Origin of the sequence: Sutterella massiliensis, assembly GCF_016899755.1 — a bacterium.
In the GTDB taxonomy this organism is placed as follows: domain Bacteria; phylum Pseudomonadota; class Gammaproteobacteria; order Burkholderiales; family Burkholderiaceae_F; genus Sutterella; species Sutterella massiliensis.
On sequence record NZ_JACJJC010000037.1, the window covers coordinates 1 to 2605 of the forward strand.

The 2605-nt window shown below is 53.6% G+C and carries 3 protein-coding genes and 1 pseudogene; 1 reads left to right on the plus strand and 3 read right to left on the minus strand.

Going from position 1 to position 2605, the window contains the following annotated elements:
* The 3 genes from H6A60_RS10950 to H6A60_RS13800 form a co-directional block, all read right to left on the minus strand.
* Positions 1–521: aryl-sulfate sulfotransferase N-terminal domain-containing protein (locus tag H6A60_RS10950; protein ID WP_338054869.1), on the minus strand; the 521-nt coding region annotated here is incomplete at its 3' end.
* Between the two features lie 856 nt (positions 522–1377).
* On the minus strand, positions 1378–1938 hold the full coding sequence (locus tag H6A60_RS10955) for a TetR/AcrR family transcriptional regulator (protein ID WP_205104545.1): 561 nt from the start codon (positions 1936–1938) through the stop codon (positions 1378–1380).
* Positions 1893–2348: a hypothetical protein gene (locus H6A60_RS13800; protein WP_239477726.1), complete on the minus strand. Its 456-nt coding sequence runs from the start codon at positions 2346–2348 to the stop codon at positions 1893–1895. Before H6A60_RS13800 ends, H6A60_RS10955 begins: the two co-directional genes overlap by 46 nt.
* On the opposite strand from H6A60_RS13800, the pseudogene H6A60_RS13805 reads away from it, so the two are divergent.
* Positions 2281–2605 (plus strand): annotated as a pseudogene (locus H6A60_RS13805) (FAD-binding protein); the annotation flags it as partial. The gene H6A60_RS13800 and the pseudogene H6A60_RS13805 overlap by 68 nt on opposite strands.

The following is a 2605-nucleotide window of genomic DNA, read 5'->3' on the forward strand; positions in this document are numbered from 1 at the left end:
ATCATGAAGCCCGAGCGCCAGGGATCGGTCTGATCGTTGATGAGGTCGTTCAGGAGATACCAGCGCACGTCGCCCTTCGTATCGATGATGGCGATCTGACTGTTGAAGCACCACTCGAGGGCACCGCCCGCAGGGTTGTTCCAGACAAAGCGGCCGCCCTGCGGCGCCATCGGCATCAACTGGTTGTCGACGAGGTAGAGGCGGTCTTCGAATTCTTTGTCGACCTTGACGGGTTCGGCGTTGTACATCGTCGAGCGCTGTGCGGGCATGCCGCTCGAGAGCGTGAAGACGGGGGCCGTGTAGAACTGATAGCGGTCTTTGAAGTGTTCGGTTTTGCCGTTGTAGGTCCGGTCATATTCGACTTCCACCGTGTTGAGGTGGTCGGGATAGAGGCCGAAGATCGGAATGCCCGCGTAGGTCTTCACGACCGAGTCGGCGACAGGATAGGCAATGTCGCGGCCGTTTTCTTTGGCGAGCACCTTTACCTTGGCGTTTGTGACGACATAGCCGCCGTTCTTCACGATCGCCGTCAGCGGCGCGATCTTGAAGGATCGCTTGCAACAGATAAACGAAAGGCCTAGAAGCTGTGCTGCGGTTTCGCGGGTCCTTTTCCTCCGCCGCAGATTCTTCTAGGCCAGTCGGCACGGAACCGCTCCCGTGCCGATCGTTGGAAGCCTCAAGCTTCCGCGTGAGTCATTTTATTGCTGATCAGACGTTTTTCCAAGCGAAACACAAACAGGATCAAAGGAACCCCGCGATTTTATCAACCGAAAAGGGCGTACAGCCGAAACCGTACGGCCCTTTCAGCAAAAAGAGTCGATGATTTGATTTTCTCGGCCTCTCCCGGAACTATGGTGATCTTACAAAGGGAAATTCCACTCGATGCGTTTGCTTCGGAATTCGAAAAAGAATCGGTCAGCCATGACGATCAACCAAGAGTTCGACAACGTAGATACGATAGTGTCTTATGCGTCGGTTATTGTCTCATGGACGCACGAACCAAGATAACGAGCGATCGGAAGCGGACCGTTCGCTTCCGATGCGAAGTTATGCCCGCTTATCTGGAAGTTAGGATCTGTTATAGGTGAGCCGTAAGCACCCCACACGGGGTGGTGCACTTTTATCTCGCGTTAGTGGTGCACTTTACGCCCGCGTGTGACAAAAAGCGATCGTAGATTGGGCAAGAAGGGTCATCCGATGCGGGGAAAAAAGTTCAACCGGTTGAACTTTCAGAAAACCGCATGGGGCAACAAATCCTGGAGCAACGGGACTCCTTTTGCCGGTTTTGGGAGTCCTATTCCGTCGCTCAACGGGTATCAAAACCCCGATATTGACTCGAGAATTGGCGTATTAAATCGCCAACCTTCTAACAGACAATTATTTGGAATCTTGGTTCAGCTTCTCCTGCAGATAATTCAAGACTTCCTGCGCGTCTTCCGTCGTGAAAGAGCCCATTCGTAAATAAGTCATGTAGAAAAGTCCCTGAATCGCCAAAAGACAGGACAACTTCTCGAGTTTGGTGTTTTTAACCGAGCTTTTGGCTTCTTCAAAGCGTTGTTGGAACCACTGGTTGACAGGGTGCGACTCGAAACCGAAAGTGTCGAACGCGAGCTGAATGGCCAGGCCGAACGACGAATTTTCGGGCTTGCGGGTAAAGAATTCCTTGGCCCATTCAATAAACGCTGCGCAAACGGGATCGATGTCGGCATTGTCGGCTCGATCGCTCCTGTTTTTAGCCTGCTGGTAACGGGATTCGAGCTCTGCAGCATGTTCCTCGAGAAGTGCCGTGAGCAGGTTTTCCTTCTTTTTGAAGTAGTAGAGGAGCGTCCCTTTTGCGAGCCCCGATACCGCAGCAAGTCGATCGAAACTCAGATGAGAAGCCCCTTCCTTCGTCACGATCTGCCGCGCTGCGGCCAGTGCCAGCGACCGACTGTCCAACCCGTTTTCGTGGACGGCAGGCGGTCGGCCCCGACCTCGTTTTGTCTTTTGTTTTTCCTGAGGTTGATTCTCATTAGGCATGGTGGATTTTGTTTATAGGGTTGTTTCGCATAGAGCGAATTATATACAAGGCGTAAATTACTAACCGTCCGGACGATTAGTAAATATCGAACACCAAAAGGAGTTTCTGCCATGAGCAGCACCATGACCCGCAGATCGTTCTTCGCTAAAGCAGCCGCCGCATCGACTGCCGGATTCGCTGCGACGATTTCTTTGCCGGCATCGGCGATTGAAGTCGCCGCGGTTCCCGCCAAATGGGACCAGACGTTTGACATCGTCGTCATCGGCTCCGGCGGCGCAGGGTTTACCTCGGCCGTTGCGGCTGCGGAAGCGGGCGCAAAGGTCTGCATTCTTGAGAAGAATTCGTTTGTCGGCGGCAACACCATCGTGTCGGGCGGCGCTTACAACGCAGTCGTTCCCCGAAGACTGCAAGAAGGCCGGCATTACGGACAGCGAAGAGCTGTTCTTCGAAAACACGATGCAGGCGGGGGGCTATCGCGGGAACAAAGAGCTTGTGAAAGTTCTCACGCAGAATGCCGACGAAGCGGTTGCTTGGCTCAAGCAGCACGGCGTCGAGTTTATGGGGTACGTTTACCAGGTCTACGGC